This is a genomic window from Plesiocystis pacifica SIR-1 (genome assembly GCF_000170895.1).
GTDB classification, from domain to species: domain Bacteria; phylum Myxococcota_A; class Polyangia; order Nannocystales; family Nannocystaceae; genus Plesiocystis; species Plesiocystis pacifica.
The window spans coordinates 16,607-37,298 of the sequence record NZ_ABCS01000012.1; the positions used below are offsets into that span (position 1 = coordinate 16,607).

A 20,692-nucleotide genomic window follows, 5' to 3' on the forward strand; every position below is an offset into this window, starting at 1 on the left:
ACCGGGCCGCGGGGGGTCGGGCGAGGCGGCGCTTCGCTCGGCGGCGCTCGGTGGCATCAGCGGTAGATCAGCACCAGGGAGGCGAGCTCGAGGGTCACGATCCACGCGGTCACGACCATCACCGAGCGGACCATGGCCACGGTCACGTCCTGGGCCGAGTGCTTGTCGCGGGCGCCCTTGGCCACGGCGTCGCTGGCGATGCCGAGGGCGTAGGCGAGGCCCAGGCCGAGGGCGCGCACGCGGAACACCGCGCGCTCGGGCGGGGGGTCGACGATGTCGGCGGTCAGCAGCTCCCAGGCGAGCTGCCAGCGCGTGCTCGGGTCGCCAATTTCGGGGACGGCGAAGACCACGTAGAGCACCCCGCCGCCGAGCATGCCGAGGGTGAACAGGGCCGCGAGGGCGAGGTAGGCCCCGACCAGGCCCAGCCACGCGGGCACCCACAGGTAGCGCGACTCGCCGATGCCCAGGGCGCGCAGGGCCGTGGTCTGCCGGGTCAGGGACATGCCGCCGAGCCAGGCCACGATCGCGTTGGCCGAGGTCGCCGCGAACAAGATCCCCGACAGCGGGGGCGCGAGCGCGATGACGTGCATGGAGCCGATCAGCGAGAACACGCGATCGGGTCGCAGGGGCAGCTCGCCCCCGCCCAGGGAGCGGTGGAGGATGTAGAGGAGGGTGAAGCCGATCAGCGTCGAGACGACCGCGAAGAACGCGGCGGGGCGCCACAGCGCCTGGCGCAGGACCGGGCCGAAGACCTCGGCGAAGTCGCGCGGGCGCAGCAGCGCGCGGCCGAGCTGGGCGAGCACCCGGGGGCCGACCTCGAGGCCGCCCAGGATCGCGTCGAGGGCTCCGCTCGCCTTCGAGGCGAGGCTGCCTGCCGCGCGCGCCAGCAACCCCTTGCTGCGTGCGTCGTCGCTTTTCTCGGGGGTGAGCTCTCGACCCAGGCGCTCGGCCATCTGGTCGCCGACGTGGGCGGCGACGCGTCGGCGCAGGCTCCGGGGGCGCGGCTCGGCGCTGCGCAGCGCGTCGAGATCGGCCTCGGGATCGCTTTGGGGCAGCGCCTCGAGCTCGATCAGGCGCTGGCTGTCGCGGTCCATGAACAAGAAGCGATCGGCGAAGCCGGCCGCGAACTCGAGCTCGTGGGTGATGACCAGGGCCGCGGCGCCGCGGCTGCGGATCTCGGCGCGGAGCAGGTCGGCGAGGCCCTCGACGCGGAGCGGATCGAGGCCCACGGAGGGCTCGTCGAGGAACAGGATCCGCCGCCCGCCCGCGAGGGTGCGCGCCACGGCCAGGCGCTGGGCTTCGCCGCCGGACAGGCGCGCGACCCCGCGGCCCCCACCGCTGCCCCACTCGCGCGGGAGGTCGACGCGCTCGAGGGCGTCTTGGATCGCGCCCGCGTGCACGCCCTCGGTCGGCGGCGGCTCGGCGTTGCGCATGGCCAGGGCGAGGTTGCCGGCGACGTCGAGGTGATCGAAGAGGGCGCCGCGCTGGGGCACGATGCCGACGCTGGCATGGAGCTCGAGGCGCTCGGCCTCGACCCCAAAGCCCGCGCGCTCGAGCCCGGGGCGGTCGTGGAGGGCCGAGACCAGGGTCGACTTGCCCGCGCCGCTGCCCCCGAGCAGGGCGACGATCTCTCCGGGCTTCAGCTCGAGCTCGGCGTCGTCGAGGATCAGCCCGCCGTCCGGTCGGCGCAGGCTCAGGCCCTCGGCGCGCAGCAGCGCCTCGCTGTGCTCGGGCGGGCTCATGGCGTGGGTTCGGGCGCGCGTCGGCGCAGGCGGGCGACGAGCTCGACGTGAGGCGTCTGCGGCAGGGTGTCGTAGGCGCGCAGGGTGTCGAGGACGTAGCCGGGGGCGAGCCGGTCGAGGTCCGCGGCGAGGGTGTCGGGGTTGCAGCTCATGATGTGCAGGCGCGGGGCGTCGAGGCTCAGGAGCTGGGCGCACACGGCCTCACCGAGGCCCGCGCGCGGCGGGTTGGCGATTACCAGGGCTGGCGGGGGGCGATTCCCTTCGAGTCGTGTGGCGAGGAACTGCTCCGCCGTCTGGGCAGGGACGCCGAGGGCGGCGGCGGACTCGGGGTGGGACTCGCACGGCCGGACCTCGGCGAAGCGCCGGCGAAGCAGGCCCGTGGTCACGCCCGCGCCGGCGTAGAGGTCGAGGGCCAGACTTTGGTCGGGCTGGTCCGGCTGGTTCGTCTCGCCGCGCACGAGCTCGACGTAGGCCTTGGCGGCGACCTCGGGGTTGGGCTGCAAAAAGCCCAGCGCGCCCACGCGCAGGGGCACGCCGAGGACCTCGAAGGCGAGCTCGTCGAGGCCGCCCAGGGTCTGCGCCGAGGACCCGCGCAGGGCGTTGCTGCGCTCGCCCTGGACGCTCCAGGCCACGCCCGCGACCGCGCCCTGCTCGAGCAGCGCCGGGCCGAGCTCGCGGGCCGCGCGGCTGTCGTCTGTGCCGGTGACGAGAGTCAAGAGCACGCGCTCGCCGTCGGTCTTGGCCCACAGGTGGCGCAGGTCTCCGGAGCCGCCCTCGTCGTCGTCGCGCCAGGCCTCGATGGCGAGGGCGTTGGCGAGCAGCCGGGTCGCCTCGAAGGCGGCGACGATGCGCGGATGATCGACCAGGCACCCGCGCATGTCCGCGAGCCACAGCCCTTTGGAGGGCTTCTTGGGCTTGCGGCGCGCGCTGGGGCCTCCGACCGGGCTGCCGAACACCAGCGCCCCGCTCCGCCCGGCCACGCTGCGCTTGCTCGACCACCGGTAGCCCAGCTCGGCGCCGCCCTCGAAGGCCTCGACGGGCAGGCCCAGCTCGCTGCGCATGCGCGCGAGCTTGGCCGCGCGCTGGGCCGGGACGGCGGCGATCATCAGCGGGCAGCCCGAGCACTCGGCACGGGGCTCGCCCTCGCTCCGAGCCGCGTTGGCGCGGGCGAGGTGGCGGGGGCAGGGCGGCTCGCGGCGATCGGGGCTGGGCTCGAGGCGCTCGAGGGCGCGGCCGTGGGCCCGGGGGTGGAAGCGGGCGAGGGCCTCGACGAGGACCCGCGCGGTGTCGCCGGGGATCAGCCCGGGGACCAGGAGGGTCCGCTCGCCCACGGCCACGCTGCCCTCTCCGCGGGCCGAGAGCCCGGTGATCGTCGCGCGCAGCTGCGCCCCGACCTTCAGCTCACTCGGTGTCGGCGTCTTCGGTGGGCTCGGCTGCTTCGGCTGCTTCGACATCGGGGGTGGGCTCGGGCTCAGGCTCCGGCTCCGGCAGCATACCCACGCTGTCGAGGACCTCGAAGTAGCGCGGGAAGGTCTTGGCCACGCAGCCCGGGTCGGCGATGGTCACGTCCCCGGCCAGGGCGAAGGCCATGGCCATGCGGTGGTCCTCGTAGGTGTCGATGACCACGCCCGCGTCGAGGCGCTCGCGCAGGGCCTCGGGCGTCGGCGGCTCGATGTCGAGGCCGTCCTCGTGCTCCTCGACCTTGGCCCCGAGCTTGCGCAGCTCCGTGGCTCCCGCGGCGATCCGATCGCTCTCGTGGTGGCGCAAGATCCCGACGCCGCGGATCCGCGTGGGGCCCGTGGCGAACGCAGCCACGACCGCCGCGGTCAGGGTCATGTCGGGCATGTCGGTGAGGTCGAGCTCCTGGCCGCGCAGCTGCCCGGGGGTGTCCGGCCCGCGCATCACCGTGCGGCTCTCGTCTTGCTCCCCGCGGCCGCCGAAGGCCTCGAGCACGCGCCAGAATTGGGCGTCGCCCTGGAGGCTCTCGGAGCCGAGATCGGGGACGGTCACCTCGCCGCCGTAGAGCACGGGGAGGGCGAGGAGGTAGCTCGCAGCGGACGCGTCGGGCTCGACGATGTAGCGCGTGCACGGACGCAGGTTGCGGCTCTCGACCCGGATGATCTCCGTGGTCGAGCTCGCGCCCTCGGGCAGCTCGTCAGTGGGGAGCCACGCCGCGCTGCCCCCAAATGCCCCGAGCACGCGCAGGGTCATGTCGACGTAGGGCCGGGCGGGGGTGCCCTGTTCGAGGACAATGTCGAGTCCAGCGGAACATGCGCACCCCGCAATCACGAGCGCGGAAACGAATTGCGATGACACTGGGCGACTCAAGGTGACCGAGCCCCCAAGGGCGCCGTCCGCAGGCGGTCGAACTGTGAACGGTAGGGCCCCCTCGCCCCCATGGCATTCGAACTGCGCTCCGAGCTCACGCAGTGCTTCCAATAGTGTCGCCATCGGACGCTCCCGCATGCGAGCACTCCCGTCGACCTGGACGGATCCCCACGGTGGCTGTCGTGCAGTGGCGAGCGCCGCTGTGAGAAAGCGTGCAACCGTACCCGCCGTGCCCACCTGCAGGGTTGGGAGCTCGGCCCTGTTTCCAAGCCTTTGCCCCACTCCCGTGACGCGTAAGCCATCGGAGAGCGGATCACCGAGTTGGGTGACGGCGAGGCCGAGCTCCCTCAGGCAGCCCAACATGAGACGGGTGTCGTCGGCGTCGAGGCATCCGAGGATCTCGCTCATCCCGTCGGCCATGGCGGCGAACAAGAGGGCGCGGTTGCTAATGCTCTTCGATCCCGGCGGTCGCAGAACGGCGCGGATCGGCGCCTGGGGTCGTCGCAATTTGAGAGTCGCCTGCACGCCGCGAGAATAGCGGCCCACGGGGCGCCGCGCCCACCCCGAGAGTGACCACCCTGCAACATGACTAACCGTAAAGACTGAACGGAAAATTGCATTGGCAACGGCCAGAAAGCCAGCTAGATCGGCCACGTGCGCTGGCTCGTCCCACCGCTGCTCACCGCCGGGATCACCGTCTCGGTCTTCATGTTTGGTGAGAGCAACGACCCCTACGTCGTGCCCGTGGCACAAGAGGGCAGTGGGGCAAAAGTCACCGTCGTCGAGGGACCGACCGAGGCGACCGAGTGTGGCGAAGGGGCGCTGCGTCTGTCGGCCAACGCCGACGAGTCGATGATGGTCTGCGACGATCTCAGCGACTCGACCTGTGAGCGAGACGCCGAGCAGCTGTGCCCCGCGGGCTGGCAGCTGTGCACCCAGCCTCAGTTCGTCGAGCGCAACGACGGGTGGGGCTTCGGCGCGGGCGCGTCGACGGTGCTCGTCGGTGAGATTCACGACCGCGCCGACGGCAGCGCGGGGCACTTCACCGTCGGCATGTCCAGCCAGCGCGCGCGCCTGTCCAGGGACGTCACCTCGAACTGCGGCTACGGGACCGAGCGCGTCGTGCTGGGCTCCGAGGCGGCGCCCGAGTCTGAGTCGGTGGGCTGCAACGAGCGGCACGTCAAGGCGCTGTGCTGCGCCCCGACCTCGACCTGCGGCAACGGGGTGGTCGACTCCCCCGAAGAGCAGTGCGACGACGGCAACGACGACGAGACCGACGAGTGCCTGTCGAGCTGCAGCTGGCGTGAGCCGAGCGCTCACGTGAGCTCGAGCTGCTGACGCGCGCCTGCGCTCGACTGGGCGTTCCAGACTTGGGCTAGCGACGCTTCGGAGCGGGCGGGCGATACCATGGCTGCGCCATGCATCGCTTTCTTGGATCGACGACCTTGCTGCCCACCTGCCTGAGCCTGGCGCTGGCGCCCCTGCTCGGCCTCGGATGCTCGACGGGAGGGGCCTCGGACGGCGACGACGACTTCGGGGGCTTCACGACCGTCGACGACGACGTCGGCGAGGACACGGCCGAAGACGGCACGGCCGAGGGCGAGACCACGGGGGGAGGGACCTGTGGCGACGGCGTCGTCGAGGGGGCCGAGGAGTGCGACATGGGCCCCGACAACGGCGAGGACGCCCAGTGCACGCCGGACTGCACCATCGCCGAGTGCGGCGACGGCTACGTCTACAGCGCCTACGAAGAGTGCGACGACGGGAACGCGGACGACACCGACGCCTGCGTCGGGGAGTGCAAGCTCGCCGTGTGCGGCGACGGCTTCGTCCAAGCTGGGGTCGAAGAGTGCGACGACGGCAACGAAGACGACACCGACGGCTGCAACTCGATGTGCCTGCCCGGGACCTGCGGCGACGGCGTGGTCCAAGACGGCGAGCAGTGCGACGACGGCAACCGCGACCAGAGCGACGAGTGCCCCGCGTGCCAGCTCGCTTTTTGCGGCGACGGCTACGTCCAAGACGGCGTCGAGGAGTGCGACGACGGCAACGACGTCAACGAGGACGGCTGCCTCGCGCTGTGCACCCTCAACGTGTGCGGCGACGGCTACGTCGACCCCGAGGCCGAGACCTGCGACGACGGCAACCTCGACGACACCGACGCGTGCCCGAGCTCGTGCGAGGCGGCCAGCTGCGGCGACGGCTTCGTCTACGCCGGGATGGAAGAGTGCGACGACGGCAACGAGGTCGACGACGACGCGTGCGACAACGAGTGCGCGTTCAACATCCTGAGCTGCCAGGGCGTCGGCGAGAACCTCGGCCAGAGCCCCAACAACGACATGGTCGTGTGCGACGACCCGAACGACCAGACCTGCGAGCAGGACATGGCCCAGCTGTGCCCCGCGGGCTGGGGGCTGTGCTCGCGCCCGCAGTACGTCGCGCGCAACGACGGCTGGACCTACTCGCTGACCGCCAAGATCGTGGTCGGCGACGCCTACTGCCGCGGCGGCGGCGGTGCCGGGCACTTCACCATCGGGACCTACGAGGATCCGCCGGACCTCGGCACGGACATCTCGATGAACTGCCACTACGGGAGCTCGCGGCCCAGCTGCCAGGCGAGCTACGGCTGCAACGAGCAGAACGTCGAGGCGCTGTGCTGCGCGCCCACGCCGACTTGCGGCAACGGCATGGTCGACTCGCCCGAGGAGCAGTGCGACGACGGCAACGCCGACGACGCCGACGATTGTCTCAGCAACTGCTCGTGGCGCGTGCCCTCCCAACAGGGCGCGGGCGGCAGCGGTTGCTGAGCTCCCCGAGTGTCGACAAAGGCCGACGCGGCTGCCTCGGAGCGGGCGCGTTGGCCTTTGTCCGTCTCGGTCACTGAGCAAACTCGGTGAGCCGACCGGGCAAGTGTGGGAGCACACCGGAGCGCGCGCAGGCTCTTGGCGAAAACGCCGAAAAACCGTGTGTGGCCGCACGAATTCGGCGTTTTGCCGTGCGGCGACACACGTGGGTCCAGAGCCCAGAATCGGCCCGCGACCGCTATATTTACGCCCACATGGTGGAACCCGTCGCATCGCAGCATGAGCCCGTGAACTTCGAGACTCACCCCTCGAAGTACAAGCATTGGAAGGTGAGCTTCGACGGCGCCATCGCCAACTTGGTGATGGACGTCGACCCCGAGGGCGGGCTCCGCCCGGGCTACGAGCTCAAGCTCAACAGCTACGACCTCGGCGTCGACATCGAGCTCGCCGACGCGGTCCGCCGCATGCGCTTTGCCCACCCCGAGGTCCGCACCGTGCTCGTCTCGTCCGGCAACGACCGGGCCTTTTGCGCCGGGGCGAACATCACCATGCTCGGCCAGAGCTCGCACGCGTGGAAGGTGAACTTTTGCAAGTTCACCAACGAGACCCGCTGCGAGATCGAGGACGCGACGGACAACAGCGCGCAGGTCTACATCGCCGCGTGCAACGGGACCACGGCGGGCGGCGGCTACGAGCTCGCCCTGGCTTGCAAGGAGATCTACCTGCAAGAGGACGGCAGCTCGGCCGTGAGCCTGCCCGAGGTGCCGCTGCTCGGCGTGCTGCCCGGGACCGGCGGCCTGACCCGCCTGGTCGACAAGCGCAAGGTCCGGCGCGATCTCGCCGACGTGTTCTCGACCACCGCCGAGGGCGTGCGCGGCAAGAAGGCCGTGAAGTGGAACCTCGTCGACGGCAGCTACCCGCGCTCGAAGTTCCAGGCCAAGCTGCGCGAGCGCGCCGAGGCCGTCGCGGCGCAGGCCGCCGAGGGCCTGAGCGGCGCCGCCGAGCGCAAGGGCGTCGAGCTCGGGCCGCTGAGCGTCGAGCAGATCGAGGGCGGCTCGCGCCACTACACCTGCGTGAAGTTCGACGTCGACGCCGACAAGCGCATGGCCACGCTGACCGTCCAGGGCCCCAGCGCCGAGGACCTCGAGCTGGCCCAAAAGGGCGCCACGGCGCTGCACGCCGCGGGCGACTCGTCCTGGGCCCTGCGGGCCTACCGCGAGCTCGACGACGCGCTGTTGCAGCTGCGGGTCAACCACCTCGACGTCGGCCTGGTGCTGGTCAAGGCCGAGTGCGACGTCGCGCGCACCGTGGCCTACGACCAGGCCCTGCTCGACGCGGGCGGCAGCGACGACGCCAACGCCTGGTTCGTGCGCGAGATCGTCGGGCTCATGGCCCGCACCCTGCGGCGCATGGACCTGACGAGCCGCTCCTTCTTCGCCATGGGCGACGTCGGGACCAACTGGGGCGGCAACCTGCTGGAGCTGGCCCTGGCCAGCGACCGCTTCTATCTGCTCGAGGATCCCGACAACCTCGTGCAGGTCGGCCTGTCCCCCCTGAACTGGGGACCCCTGCCCATGAGCCACGGCGCGCACCGCCTGGCCGTGCGCTTTTACGGCGAGCCCGAGCGCCTCGAGGCCCTGGTCGACAACCGCGAGGTCATGGATCCGAGCGACGCCGACGAGGCCGGGCTGTGCACCGTGCTGCTCGACGACATCGACTGGGAGGACGACACCCGCGTCGCCATCGAAGAGCGCGCGAGCTTGTCGCCCGACGCGCTGACCGGGATGGAGGCCAACCTGCGCTTCCCCGGCGTCGAGAACTGCGACTCGAAGATCTTCGCCCGCCTGACCGCGTGGCAAAACTGGATCTTCATTCGGCCCAATGCGACCGGTCCCGAGGGTGCGCTCACCCTCTATGGACGACCGGAGCGTCCGCGCTTCAATTGGCAGCGCGTGTGAGCCGGGCACCGCTTTGTAGCTCACGCCAGAAAAGTCGGGCTGAGCGTGCACGGCCTGCGTGGCCGTCTACGCTCGCTACGTACCTTCGGAAACGTTTTCTTCACCCCCCTCGCCCACCGTCCCGCCAAGGAGAGCAATCATGACGGCCAGCACCTCAATCGACCTCAACGCCAAGATCCCCAACAACGTCGGCCTCGCCCACGACACCAAGCTTCGGCGTGCGCTCGAAAAATGGCTGCCCAACTACCTCGAGTGGTGGAACGACATGGGCCCGACGGACTTCGCCGACAAGCCGGTCTACCTGCGCACGGCGATCAGCGTGAGCAACGAGGGCTGGGCGCACTACGACCACGTGAAGATGCCGGACTACCGCTGGGGCATCTTCCTCAACCCCCGCAACCCCGACGAGTCGACGATTCGTTGTGGCGACGACGCCGGCAGGAAGGCCTGGTTCGAGGTCCCCGGTGAGCACCGCAACGCCCTGCGTCGGATCATCGTGACCCAGGCCGACACCGAGCCCGCCTCCGTCGAGCAGCAGCGCCTGCTCGGGCACACCGCGCCGAGCCTCTACGACATGCGCAACCTGTTCCAGGTCAACGTCGAAGAGGGTCGCCACCTGTGGGCGATGGTCTACCTGCTGCACAAGTACTTCGGCCGCGACGGCCGCGACGAGGCCGACGAGCTGCTCAACCGCCGCAGCGGCGACGAGGACAAGCCCCGCATCCTCGGCGCCTTCAACCAGCCCTGCGACCACTGGCTGAGCTTCTTCGCGTTCACCATGTTCACGGACCGCGACGGCAAGTTCCAGCTCGCGGCCCTGGCCGAGTCGGGCTTCGACCCGCTCGCGCGCAGCACCGAGTTCATGCTCACCGAGGAGGCCCACCACCTCTTCGTCGGCCAGACCGGCCTGCAGCGCATCATCCAGCGCAGCGCCGAGCTCTACAAGCAAGACCCCAACAACGACGTCCGCAACGCCGGCGGCATCGACTTCGACCTCATCCAGCGGACCATCAACTACTGGTTCACCTACAGCCTCGACCTGTTCGGCGGCGAGGTCTCGAACAACGCCGCGGACTTCTTCGGCGCGGGCCTCAAGGGCCGCTTCCGCGAGCGCAAGAAGTACGAGGACCACAAGGTCATCGCGGGCACCTACCGCATGCCGATGGTCGAGGGCGGCTCGCTCGTCGACAAGGACATCCCGATGCGCAACGCGATGAACGCGGTGCTCCGGGACGAGTACATCACCGACTGCGAGCGAGCGCTGCGCAAGTGGAACAAGGTGCTGGAGAAGGAGGAGATCGACATCCGCCTGACCCTGCCCAGCCCCCGCTTCCACCGTCACCAGGGCATCTACGCCGGGCACTTCTTCAACCCCGCCGGCGAGCTGATCACCGAGGCCGAGTACAACGCCAACCGCGACAAGTGGCTGCTCGTCCCCGCGGACAACGAGTACCTGCTGTCGATCATGAAGCCCTGCTACGAGCCCGGGAAGTTCGCCAACTGGATCGCGCCGCCGACCCGCGGCATCGAAGGCCGCCCCCAAGAGTTCGAGTACGTTCGCCTCTAGTTTGCCCCCGCAGGCGCCCTCTCACCGGGGGCGCTTCGTCGCTGTCCGCTCCTCCGCTTTGGCAGGTGGGCAATGGCGCCCCCTGAAGGGGGCGGGCGTTTCCGAGTGAGACCTTCGTTGCGACGCAGCGGGGGTCTTCGTCGTTGGTGTCGTGCGGGGGAGGAGAGACTGTGCGCGCGTGACGCCGATGGGCTCGGGGAGCGCGCTGCTAAAAATATCCACCCGCCCCCGAGCGCGGCGTGCACTTGCCATGTCGGACGTGTTGTCTTCTGCTGAGACCCGGACCCGGGCCGCCCTGTCGCGCCCGACGGAGCGGCCCGGGCGAGGGGCGCCCGGTGCCGTACCGGTGAGCGTCGTGCCGGCGCCGCAGGAGGATGACGCGTCGGCCGGTGAATCGGGAGCGAGCGAGTTGGGCGGACGGCGTCAGCGAGAGCTCGCCCTGATGGCGGAGGTTCGCCACGCCGACCCGGCGGTGAAGCGCCGGGCCCAGGCGCGGCTGGTGGAGCTGGTGCTGCCCTCGGTGCTGGGTCGCGCGCGCTCGATCGCGCGGACGCCGGCCGACGCTGAGGACGCCGCGCAGCAGGCGATGATCGAGATCATCGAGTCGGCCAAGGGCTTCCGCGGGCAGGGCTCGCTGGTCCGCTGGTGCGACCGCATTGCGATCCGCACGACCTTGAGGTTGCTGCGCCGAGAGAGCCGCAAGCTCGCCCTGGTCGAGGGCTCCATCGATCCCGACATGGTCGCCAGCGAGGGCCCCGACAGGAGACTCAGCGAGGCCATCCCCGGCGAGGTCCAGGCCTACCTCGCAGAACTCTCCAAAGACCGCTTCGAGGTCCTGATGCTCCGAGCCCAGGGCTTCACCATCGACGAGATTGCCTCGCGCACCGAGGCTTCCCCCAATACCGTCAAGGACCGGCTACGCATGGCTCGAAAACAAGTGCAGCGCTCCATCCGTCAGCGAGAGGTCGTGGCCGAGCTCGGGACCAAGCGCGACCGAGGCGGAGGTCAGTCATGAGCGCGACCCGCCACGACTATGAAGAGCTCGTCGCTCGAGCGGCGGCGGGCGAGGAGCTCGACGCGAGCGAGCGCGCCTTCGTCGAGGCCCACGAGGCCGAGCACCCCGAGCGGGCGGCCGAGGCCGCGCTGTGGCGGGCGAGCCTGGAGCTGCTGGGCTCCGAGCCGCCGCGGGCCGAGCTCGGCGCGGCGGAGCTGAAGGCGTGGACCGAGCGCGTGCTCGACGGGGGCGAGACCCCGAGCGTGGCAGCCCCCGCGGCTTCGGCGTCGAGCGGCCGCGCGGGCTGGTTGGTCGCCGCGGGTGGCCTGGCCGCGGCCGCAGCCTTCGCGCTGTGGTGGGCGCTGCCGGGCGATCCCGCGGACGCGGACCCCGGCTCGGTTCAGGCGCGGACCGACGAGGGCGAGGACTCGGCGCCTGCCGACGCCGCTGAAGCGGTTGGGGCGGTTGAAGCGACCGAAGCTCGAGCCCAAGAGCCCGCCGCGCGCATGGCCTTGCTCGCCGGCGCGGCGGCCCAGGGCGAAGGCGCCGAGCAACCCGGCGATGTCCTGGGCGCTTCGGAGCGCCTCGCTCTGGCGGGCGGCCGCGCGTGCCTGGTGTGGACCGAGCCCGTGGCCGTGGTCTGTGCCGAGGGTGGCGAGCTGCGCATCGCCGAGGGCGGGCCCGCGAGCGAGCGGCGCGTGATCGTCGAGGGCTCCGTCGCCGTGGCCGCCCTCGACGAGCTCGGGCCGGGGCAGCGCTTCGTCATCGAGACGCCCGTCGCCGAGGTCCGGGCGATCGGCACCATCTTTGCGGTCGACGCTCGAGCCGAGGGGACGCGCGTCGAGGTCTTCGAGGGCGTCGTCGAGCTCCGCGAGGGCGAGGCGCAGGTGGGTCGGCTGGCCCTCGGCGAGGCCGCGCGCGAGCTCGGCCTTGGCGAAGATGCGGACCCGAGCTGGACCGCCCCCGAGCGCGTCGCCGAGCTCCACGCCCTGGCTCGCTCGTGGCGCGAGCGCGGCGAGGTGGGCGAGGCGGGCTTCGTGCTCGAGGGTGGCGACGCTGCGAAGGCGCATCGCCTCGACGGGCTCGTGCTCGGCGCGGCTCCGGTCGCCGCGCGGTGGTCCCCGGGGGCGGTGACGCTTCAGCTCGGCGAGGCGCAGCGCGAGCTCGTGCTCGAGGCCGACGCGATCGCGCGGGTCGATCTCGCGGCGGACCCCGAGGGTGCCGAGCCCACCACGAAGCGGGGTGCGAAGATCCCGAGCGCGGCGAGCCTGGCGGCGGCCGCCCAGCGCAGCCGCATGGCGCGGGACTACGCCGAGACCGCGCGCTTGTATCGATCGATGCTCGAGCACCACCCCGACAGCCCCGAGGCCAAGAACGTGCCCGTGCGCTTGGGTGACGTCCTCATGACCCTCGGCGACCACCGCGGGGCGCTGGCCGCTTACGAGCGCTACTCCGCAGGTGTGCTGGCCCCCGAGGCGCAGCTCGGGCGAATCAAGGCCCTGCGTGCCCTGAAGCGGGACACCGAGGCCGAGGCCGCGATTACGGCGTTTCGCTCGAACTACCCCGAGGACCATCGCGTCGACGGGCTGTGATTCCCTCCAGGACTAACAAGTCTGGCCCTGCCCGCGCAGTTTCCCGTAATCGGCGACCGCGCGCAGCTATGGACCGCGCTTCCCCCTTCGTCCTACTCTGATCGGGCCAGGCCTCGCCCATGCGTCGTGCCTCGATCAGCGCTTGTTTGTTCGCGACCGCGATGAGCGGCGGCTGCCTCATGGAGGTGGTCGACGTCGTGCCGATCGCAGACGCGGGCGAGGACGAAGGGGAGGTTTCGGATGACGAGGCCGGAGACGAGGCTCCCGCCGAGCAGGACGAGGGCGGCTCGGGCCAGGGCGGGGAGGACGGCGCGCCGCTCTTCGACGTCGGCTCGGGCTCGTCGCAGGTCAGCACCTGCGAGTTCGCCGATCAATTCCCCAGCCACATCGGCTGCGAGTTCTTCGCCATCGACCCGGACCTGGCCGGCCTCCACGACGAGGACCCCTACGTGTTCGCGGTCATCAACCCCCTCGACGAGCCCGTCGAGGTCGAGCTGTCCCGGCGCAACGACCAATCCTGGGCCCAGGTCGAGCAAGTGACCATCCCGGCCCAGCAGGTCTACGCCTTCGAGCCCGGCGACAACCACGCTCCAGGCACGGGCGTGTTCTTGTCGGCGGTGTTCCGCCTGACCAGCACCGCGCCGGTGGTCGCCGTGCAGTTCAGCGGCGGCTACAAGTCGAGCGCGACCATGCTCCAGCCCTCGGCCGCGTGGACGCCCACGACCCACGTCGCCGGCTGGCGCACCCACGAGGGCGTGGGCGAGCGCGCGTTCATGGGCATCGTCGCGCGCAGCTCCGGGACCACGGTCAAGCTCGCGTCCAGCTTCGACGTGTTCCCGAACACGCCGACGGCCTGGGACGTGCCCGACCCGCTCCCCGACGACCCCGACTTCAACGCGCTCGAGTTCGAGCTGCAGCCCGGCGCCCTCGCCCGCCTCGACGCCAAGGCGACGGAGGCCGAGGTCGATCACGGGACCAGCGGGACCACCGTGGTCACGGGCCAAGAGCACCTCAACTCCGTGTTCTCCGTGCACACCTGCGCGGCCATCCCGGACTACGACGGCGGCTGCGGGCACATGCAAGAGCAGCTCGTGTCGCGCCTCGAGGGCCAGCACTTCGTCGTCCCGCGCATGGTGCTGTTCAGCGACCCCAACCAGGACCTGGCCGACGTGCACGAGGAGACCATGGTCCAGGTCGTCGCCACGCAGCCCGAGACCACGGTCTACTTCCTGCACGGCGAGGGCGAGGTGCTCGAGAGCGTGGTCATCGACCCGGCCGACCCCTACGCGGTCTACGAGGCGGAGCGCGAGCTGATCGTGATCGCGGACCGGCCGGTGGTCGCCTCGGCCTACATGACCAACCCCAAGCTGACGAGCCTCGGCTCGCCCAGCATGGTCCAGCTCGCCCCCGTCGAGCAGTGGACGGGCATGCACTACGTGTGGGTGCCGGAGGGCTACGAGACCCACCTGCTCATCGCCAGCTTGGCGGGGGCGCAGCTCGAGGTCGAGCAGGTCGCGACCCTCGACGGCCAGCCCCTGCCGGCCGATCCCCACGCCGACCCGGTGGCGGTCCACGGGGTGTTCGCCGACGAGCTCGGGCAGCGCGAGATCACCCGGGTTCCGGTGGCGCCCGGCCTGTTCCGGGTCACCAGCCACAGCCCCTCCTCGGTGGTCGTGGCCGGCTGGCGCAGCGAGGACGGCTTCGCCTACCTCGGCGGCTGGGGCCCCTCGCTGGCGGATCTGGGCCCCGCAGGCTGAACCGGCGAGCGGGCGGGTCCCCCGAGGGTGCTCGCTACGCAAAAGCACCCTACACTGAACCGAGTGAGCGAGCGTGGCGCCAGTGACTTCCGCGCTCGTGCGCGGGTCGAGGCCGATCGCTACGGCCCGGACCCCTGGATCTTCGTCCGCGAGCTGCTTCAAAACGCGCGCGATGCCGGGGCCACGCGCGTCGACTTCACCGTCGAGGAGGGCGAGGATCGCACGCGGGTGCGCTGCCGCGACGACGGCGAGGGCATGAGCGAGGGCCACGCGCGCCGCTACCTGTTCTCGCTCTACGCGTCGAGCAAGGAGAGCAGCAGCAACCAGGTCGGGCGCTTCGGCGTCGGCTTTTGGTCGATCCTCCGCTTCGAGCCCAAGCGCATCGTGATCCGCTCCTGCCCGCGGGCGGGGGGTCCGGGGTGGGAGATCACCCTCGACGGGGACCTGCGCGACGGGGCCCAGGCGCGGGTCGACATGGGGCCGGGGACGGAGATCATCCTCGAGCGCGGGCCGGGGGACGGGGCCGACGAGCGCCGCCTGTTCGAGGCCGCCCACCAAAACGCGCGCTTTTTGTGTCGCCGGGACCAGCCCGACCAGCCCCTGCCGATCACGGTCAACGGCCGGGAGGTCAACGCCCCCTTCGCCCTCGGGGCGCCCTGCTCCGCGTTCCGCCGCGGTCGCGTGCGCGGGGTGGTCAGCCTCGGCAACGCGCCGCGGGTCGAGCTCTTTTCTCGGGGGCTGCGGGTGCGCTCGGCCGCCTGCCTCGACGACCTGCTGGGCAGCGCCAGCCACACCACGCACTCGCGGGTGCGCTTCCCGGAGCTGCCCGGCGGCCTCGCGCCCCAGGCCCTGCTCGAGAGCGACGGCCTGGACCTGCTGCTCTCGCGCAGCGACGCCCGGGATACGCGGACCCTGCGTCGCCTGGTCAAGCTGGCCCAGGACGAGCTGCGCCGCCTCGTCGAGCGTCAGCTCGCGGAGATTCGCCCGCCGGGCCTGGGCGAGCGCCTCGCGGGGCTGGGCCGGCGCTTGCTCGGGGAGTCGACCTGGTGGCGGGCCGTGCTCGCGGCCCTCGCGGGCGGCGTGCTGGCGGTGATCATCGCCCAGATCCTGTGGGCGCCCGTCGAGGGCGTGCCCGGCGGGGTGCTGCTCGACGAGGACGGCCGCACGCCCGGGGGCGGCCGCCGGGTCGTGCTGCTCGGCTCGGGCGGGTCGGGGGAGGCCTCCGGTTCGACCGGGAGCGCCCTCGGGGTCGAGGGCTCGGTGGGCGGCTCGCGGCCTTCGGGGCGCACGCGCTACGGCGACCTGAGCCGGCGCTACAACGGGCCCCAGGTCAGCGAGCTCGACGCGAGCGCGGCGGAGCCGATCGGTCTGCGCTACCGCCCCGCCGACTCTCGGCCCTACTTCGCCGCGCTGATCATCGAGCGCGTCGGCGGCTCGTCGGAGCAGCGCCCCGAGCTGGCCGAGGGCGCCTACGTGGGCGTGCGCTGCGAGGCCGACTGCGTCGAGGTCCACCTGCCCGTCGCCGAGGTCGCCGGCGCCCACCTGCGCGTGCCCGTGCCCACCGGCCACCGCCTCGAGGTCGAGAGCCTCGACTACACCGGGGTCAACCAGCGGGCCTTCCCCGCGCGGGTCAGCCAGAGCGACACCGGCGAGGCCGTGCTCGTGCTCCCGGCCAACGTCAGCGGGATCCTGCGCTACCGCACCGGGCCCAGCGGCGCGCGCACGCAGGACGCGGGCTCGACCCGGGACGCGGGCACGCACCCCTTGCCCGAGAAGCTCGAGCGCCAGGCCACGCGCCTGCGCCAGCTGTCCGTGCGCAAGCGCGTCGAGCGGGCGACCGAGATCGTCGCCAAGCTCGTCCAGTACGACACCGACAGCGAGGTCGGCCGACGCCACGACGCGGCCCGAGCGGCCGGGCAGGACTTCGTGACCCGCACCCTCGACATCGGGGCCGGCGACTGCGACGTGCAAAACGGCCTGCTCGTCGCGGTGCTGCACGCCGCCGAGGTCGACGCGCGCCTGGCCGTGGGCTGGGTCGGGCACGGCGGTGGCGTCTCGGCCTGGCTGCACGCCTGGGTCGAGTACCTCGACGAGGACGGGCAGTGGAAGATCGCCGACGCGACCACGCAGCGCTCGGGCTCGTCGCGGACGCCCGTGCTCGGGCTGCCGGCCAGCGACGCGGTGATCGTGGCCAGCGACATACCCGGGGAGCCCGCCAACCCCGACGAGGCGGGCGAGGACGCGGGCGAGCTCGTCTCGGCCACGGACGAAGGTGGGGTCGAGTCGGACGCGGGCGAGCCCGTCGAGGGGAGCGCTGCCGAGGCCGGCGAGAGCGCCAACACCGACGCCGAGGACGAGGAGCCGGCCGAGCCGGGAGCGATCGCCCAGGCCTTCGACGCCATGCTCGGCGCCGTCCCCCTGGGCCTGCGCCACCGCGCCGCCAAGCTGCTCGGCTCGCCCTGGACGCCCTACCTGTCCCTGGGCCTGGCGCTGTTCGCCCTGCTGGCCCTGGGCTACTCGCTGACCCGCCGCACGGCCCGGCGCGTGCAGCTGGACGGGACCAGCGACCTGGCCAAGCTGCTCCAGGGCGCTCTGGCCCAGCCCGGGGCCTTCCGCCACTTGCCGGCCCTGTTCCACCGTCGGCTCATTCCCCTGCGCGGCGGCTCGGCCCTCTCGCTCCAGCGCGCGCGCAGCCTGGCGGCGGACGGGCAGCTCTACCTCGGCTCGGAGCGGACCGGCCTGTGCGCGGCGGCGCGTCGGCGCGGGGTGACCCTGCTCGACGCCGCGACGCCCGAGGGGCGGACCGTGGGCTCTTCGCTGGGCGCGACCGACCTCGACCGCTGGGGCGACCGCCTCGAGCGTCGCGCGGAGCTGCCGGTGCTGGCGCTGATCACCACCCACCTGCGCGAGCAGGGCGAGCGCTGGTCCCTCGGCGCCGTCGAGGGCCTGGGCGAGCGCGTCGCCGCCCTCGAGCTCGCCGGCCTGCTCGGCCCCTTCGGCCTGGGTCGGCGCCTGGGCCAGCGCCTGGTGTTCATCGACGCCGAAGATCCCTGGCTGCTCGAGGCCGACGCCCTGTTCGCCCAGCGGCCCCAGGCGGCGGCCTTCGCCGTCCTCGACCACATCCTCGAGCACCTCGACGTCGGGGCCGAGCGGCGGGCTCGACTGCTCGCGCCGCTGGCCGCCCGGGCCCTGCTCGAGGCCACGGGCAAGGGGGGCGCCGCGTGACCGGCCAGCGCATCGACGTCGGCGATCTGCTGACCATCGACGTCGAGTCGGAGCTGCGCAAGCTGACCCAGGCCCAGCTCCAGGGCCCCTGGCAGCTGCCGGCCGAGCTCGTGCGCCGAGCCCTGCGCGGCGGGGCGCAGCGCGTCGAGGTCGAGCTCGGGCGCTCGAGCTTGCGGGTCCGCTCCCACGGCGACGCCGTCCCCCTCGAGGTCCTGCGCGAGCTCGCGGCCCTGCTCGACGCGCGCCGGGATCCCGAGCGCCGCCACCGGGCCCTCTCGGCCCTCGAGGGCTGGGGCGCCCTCTCGCTCCTGGGCCTGGCGGGGTCGCAGCCTGCGAGCTTGGAGATCCGCTCTAGGGCCCCGCGCTCCGGGGGCGAGGGCGCGGGCTTGACCTGGAAGCGCAACGCCGGGGTGAGCCTCGAGCGCTACACCCCGCCGGGGCCGAGCCACACCGAGGTCATCGTGCGCGGGGCCAAGATCGATCGCGGGCGGGCGCGGGAGTGGCTGCGCTCCGTGGCCCGCCACGCTCAGGCGGAGATCGAGGTCGACGGGCGCGCGGTCGACACGGGCTTTCACGACGCGATGTTCGTGGCCCGGACCGCCGTGCCCATGCCCGGGGAGATCGCGATCCCCCGCGAGGGCGAGGTCGCCCGGCTGTACTTGCTTCAGGATGGATTGTTGACGGCGCACCTGAGCGCCACGGAGGCGCCCTGCTTCGAGGCCGCGCTCGAGACCCGGGACCTGCCCGGGCTCGCCCCCGGAGCCAGCGCGGCGGCGGTCCGCGACGCCGTCGCGCCCCACGTCGACGCCATCGTCGGGGCCGCGGTCGAGTGCATGATCGCCCTGGCCCGCGGCGGGGCGGCGACGACCGCCGTCGATCGCAGCCGGCTGACCCAGCTGCTCTTGCAGGGCGCCCGCCGCCGCCGGGACTCGGCCAAGACCATCGCCCGCCTGCCCCTGTTTCGCTGCCTCGAGCCCGACGGCCGCGAGCGCTGGGCCGACCTGCTGGGCCTGCGCCAGGCCGTCCGCGACGACCACGGCGAGCGCCACCTCATCGCCCTGTTCCCCGACCAAGATCCGAGCGAGTTCGCGACCGAGGCCCGGGTCTACATCCTCGACGAGGCCGAGCGCGCGCTGCTGGGCGAGCTCCTCGACCTGGGCTTTCGCCAGCCCCGGCGCCGCGTCGAGGCGCGGCGGGGCGCGGCGACCTGGCTGCGCGACGGGCTGCGAGGTCGGCGGGGCTGGCTGGCCGCGCTGCGACCGGGCGGCCGACCGATCCCCGACGCCGAGCTCGACGGGCGCGAGCGGGCCTTCCTCGCCCAGGTCCGCGCCCAGCTCGAGCGCTGCGAGGTCCACATGTGCACCGGCGGCGGCCCGGTGCGGCGCATCGGCCGAGGGCCGGCGAAGCTGCTCTTGCCCCGGCAGTCGGAGCAGGTCCAGGCGGCCGTGTCCGCGGTGGCCCAGGAGCCGGGCTGGGTCTACGCCGCCCTGCTCGCCTTCCTCGACGGCGACGCCTTCCCCGACCGGGCCCGCCGACGCTGGCGCTTCGAGACCTGGGGCAACCCTTGAGCGGGCCCTGAGCTGCTAGTATCGGCGCATGTCCGTCGAGCTGCTGTCCATGCGTCGTCGTCTGCTCCTGAGCCTGGGCCTCGGAGCGGGCGTGGTCACGGGCGCTTCCTGCATCGAGCTCGCGTCGACGGACTCGTGCTTCGAGATGGCCGAGGAGGCGGACGACGACGGGATCGTCGTGCACGCCCAGTACCGGCCCGAGGCGGACGGCGAGTGCTTGCACGAGAACGCCAGCGCGGTGTCGAGCAGCGCCAAGCAAGAGTGGTGCGGGGCGGAGCTCGAGGCCGTGGCCTGCGGCCCCGTGCGCAACGGCGACTGGTGCGAGTACGTGGTCGTGTTCGACGAGCAGCCGAACCCTTGCGCCGTCATCGGTCGGCCCTTCCTGGTCGGCGCAGAGTCGGTCTGCGCGCCCGTTCGCCAGCGCGGCGGTTGGTCGGCGGCGCTCGGGTCGGTCCGTCTGCCCGAGGACCCGCAGCTGCGCGCGGCTTTGAGCGCGCACTGGGCCGAGGTCGCCCAGGCCGAGCACGCCTCGATCGCCGCCTTCGCCCGCTTTGGCCTGCAGCTGCTCCAGCTCGGCGCCCCGCCGCGGCTGCTGACCGCCTGCCGCGAGGCCATGGTCGACGAGACCCGCCACGCCCGCGCGGCCTTCGAGCTGGCGGCGCGCTTTGGCGGTCAGGGCTCGCTGGGCCCGGGTTCGCTGCCGGTCGCGGATGCTTGCGCGGACTCGGACGCGGTCGCGATCCTGCGCGACGTGGTGCTCGAGGGCTGCCTGGGCGAGACCCGAGCGGCCGCCGAGGCCCGCGAGGCCGCCCGGAGCTGCGCCGAGCCGACGCTGCGCCGCGCCCTCGAGGCCATCGCCGTCGACGAGGAGCGCCACGCGGCCCTGGCCTGGTCCTTCGTGGCCTGGCTCCTCGACGCGCGCCCCGAGCTCGCGTCGACCTTCGCCGCGCTCGTCGACTCGGTCCTGGAGCTGCCGCTGGTGGCGCCCAGCGGGTCCGTCGACGCGCCGAGCTGGGGCCTCCTGAGTGCCGAGGCTCGACGCCGGATCGACCGCGAGGTCCGTCGGGAGCTCGTCGCTCCCCTGGCCGCGGCCCTGCTCGCGCGCCACCAACGAGCCGACAACAGCGCGACGCAGGTCCACGTCCGGGTCTGCTAGT

At 72.5% G+C, this 20,692-nt stretch carries 13 protein-coding genes; 10 read left to right on the plus strand and 3 right to left on the minus strand.

All coding sequences use genetic code 11. The features are described from left to right. Window positions 1–56 precede the first annotated feature (56 nt). From PPSIR1_RS42160 to aroA, 3 genes are read right to left on the minus strand one after another with little or no spacing between them, the layout of a single operon-like run. On the minus strand, window positions 57–1,742 hold the full coding sequence (locus PPSIR1_RS42160; RefSeq protein WP_006970549.1) for an ATP-binding cassette domain-containing protein: 1,686 nt from the start codon (window positions 1,740–1,742) through the stop codon (window positions 57–59). Further along, window positions 1,739–3,196, minus strand: a complete 1,458-nt coding sequence (locus PPSIR1_RS08175) for a class I SAM-dependent RNA methyltransferase (RefSeq protein WP_006970550.1) — start codon at window positions 3,194–3,196, stop codon at window positions 1,739–1,741. Before PPSIR1_RS08175 ends, PPSIR1_RS42160 begins: the two co-directional genes overlap by 4 nt. Then, window positions 3,144–4,724 carry a 3-phosphoshikimate 1-carboxyvinyltransferase gene (gene aroA, locus PPSIR1_RS47540; protein WP_338047279.1) on the minus strand — a complete coding sequence of 527 codons (1,581 nt, stop codon included), beginning with the start codon at window positions 4,722–4,724 and terminating at the stop codon, window positions 3,144–3,146. The genes PPSIR1_RS08175 and aroA overlap by 53 nt, the downstream gene beginning before the upstream one ends. On the opposite strand from aroA, the gene PPSIR1_RS47545 reads away from it, so the two are divergent. The 10 genes from PPSIR1_RS47545 (at window position 4,725) to PPSIR1_RS42175 (ending at window position 20,691) form a co-directional block, all read left to right on the plus strand. After that, window positions 4,725–5,408 (plus strand): DUF4215 domain-containing protein, encoded by a 684-nt coding sequence (locus PPSIR1_RS47545; protein WP_006970552.1) that lies wholly within the window; start codon window positions 4,725–4,727, stop codon window positions 5,406–5,408. A gap of 80 nt (window positions 5,409–5,488) precedes the next feature. Then, window positions 5,489–6,877 (plus strand): DUF4215 domain-containing protein, encoded by a 1,389-nt coding sequence (locus tag PPSIR1_RS08190; protein WP_157595322.1) that lies wholly within the window; start codon window positions 5,489–5,491, stop codon window positions 6,875–6,877. Between the two features lie 251 nt (window positions 6,878–7,128). Next, a complete protein-coding gene (gene boxC, locus PPSIR1_RS08195; RefSeq protein WP_045115630.1) occupies window positions 7,129–8,832 on the plus strand; it encodes a 2,3-epoxybenzoyl-CoA dihydrolase in 1,704 nt (567 codons plus the stop codon). 139 nt (window positions 8,833–8,971) lie between these two features. Continuing rightward, a complete protein-coding gene (boxB, locus tag PPSIR1_RS08200; protein WP_006970555.1) occupies window positions 8,972–10,399 on the plus strand; it encodes a benzoyl-CoA 2,3-epoxidase subunit BoxB in 1,428 nt (475 codons plus the stop codon). Window positions 10,400–10,841: 442 nt separating this feature from the next. Beyond that, window positions 10,842–11,414 (plus strand): RNA polymerase sigma factor, encoded by a 573-nt coding sequence (locus tag PPSIR1_RS08205; protein WP_006970556.1) that lies wholly within the window; start codon window positions 10,842–10,844, stop codon window positions 11,412–11,414. Beyond that, window positions 11,411–12,985 (plus strand): FecR domain-containing protein, encoded by a 1,575-nt coding sequence (locus PPSIR1_RS42170; RefSeq protein ID WP_006970557.1) that lies wholly within the window; start codon window positions 11,411–11,413, stop codon window positions 12,983–12,985. The genes PPSIR1_RS08205 and PPSIR1_RS42170 overlap by 4 nt, the downstream gene beginning before the upstream one ends. Window positions 12,986–13,104: 119 nt before the next feature. Next, a complete protein-coding gene (locus PPSIR1_RS08215; RefSeq protein ID WP_157595323.1) occupies window positions 13,105–14,742 on the plus strand; it encodes an IgGFc-binding protein in 1,638 nt (545 codons plus the stop codon). Window positions 14,743–14,805: 63 nt separating this feature from the next. Beyond that, the gene (locus PPSIR1_RS08220) at window positions 14,806–17,967 is read left to right on the plus strand and encodes a sacsin N-terminal ATP-binding-like domain-containing protein (protein WP_006970559.1); all 3,162 of its coding nucleotides are present in this window, start codon (window positions 14,806–14,808) and stop codon (window positions 17,965–17,967) included. Next, window positions 17,964–19,535, plus strand: a complete 1,572-nt coding sequence (locus PPSIR1_RS08225) for a hypothetical protein (RefSeq protein ID WP_006970560.1) — start codon at window positions 17,964–17,966, stop codon at window positions 19,533–19,535. Before PPSIR1_RS08220 ends, PPSIR1_RS08225 begins: the two co-directional genes overlap by 4 nt. Window positions 19,536–19,563: 28 nt before the next feature. Continuing rightward, complete coding sequence (locus PPSIR1_RS42175) at window positions 19,564–20,691, plus strand: ferritin-like domain-containing protein (RefSeq protein WP_006970561.1); 1,128 nt, start codon at window positions 19,564–19,566, stop codon at window positions 20,689–20,691. Window position 20,692: the final 1 nt, after the last annotated feature.